Source organism: Vibrio sp. 2132-1 (assembly GCF_033344315.1).
Genome location: NZ_JAWPON010000383.1, coordinates 1 through 675, shown reverse-complemented (window position 1 = coordinate 675; position 675 = coordinate 1). Strand labels below are relative to the sequence as shown.

Here is a 675-nt window from a genome sequence, read left to right as displayed (position 1 = left end):
GTTTACGAGCCTTAATTGAATGGTTTATCACCATTTTAGCTCGATAACGACGTCACACTGTTTGATCTTTGGTGAATGACCACTCGAAGCAGTTTTTGTGTCTAAGATATTTGCAGGAAAAGGAACCCTAAATGGAACAATCCATCCGTGACGAAATGCGTGTATTGCCGTCAATTGACCCGCATTTCGAAATTGAACGCCGTATTGCTTTTATTAAGCGCAAGCTACAAGAAGCAGGTTGTAAGTCACTTGTGCTTGGCATCAGTGGCGGTGTTGACTCAACCACGTTAGGTCGCCTTGCCCAACTTGCTGTAGACCAACTTAACGAAGAAACTGGCAGCAACGATTACCAGTTTATCGCAGTACGTCTGCCTTACGGTGAGCAAAAAGACGAAGATGAAGCGCAATTGGCGTTGTCATTCATTAAACCTACGCATTCTATCTCTGTGAACATCAAACAAGGTGTTGATGGTATGCATGCCGCTTCTAATATTGCACTAGAAGGCACAGGGCTAATGCCAGAAGACGCGGCAAAAGTAGACTTTGTAAAAGGTAACGTAAAAGCACGTGCTCGTATGATCGCTCAATACGAGATCGCCGGTTACGTCGGTGGCTTGGTGTTAGGTACTGACCACTCTGCAGAAAACATCACTGGTTTCTATACCAAATTTGGTG

Annotated in this window: 1 protein-coding gene; it reads left to right on the top strand. The window is 44.6% G+C overall.

Features of this window, described 5'->3' with window-relative positions; genetic code table 11:
* Positions 1–131: 131 nt before the first annotated feature.
* The coding region (gene nadE, locus R8N47_RS25565; protein WP_318186148.1) for an ammonia-dependent NAD(+) synthetase at positions 132–675 on the top strand (544 nt) is incomplete at its 3' end.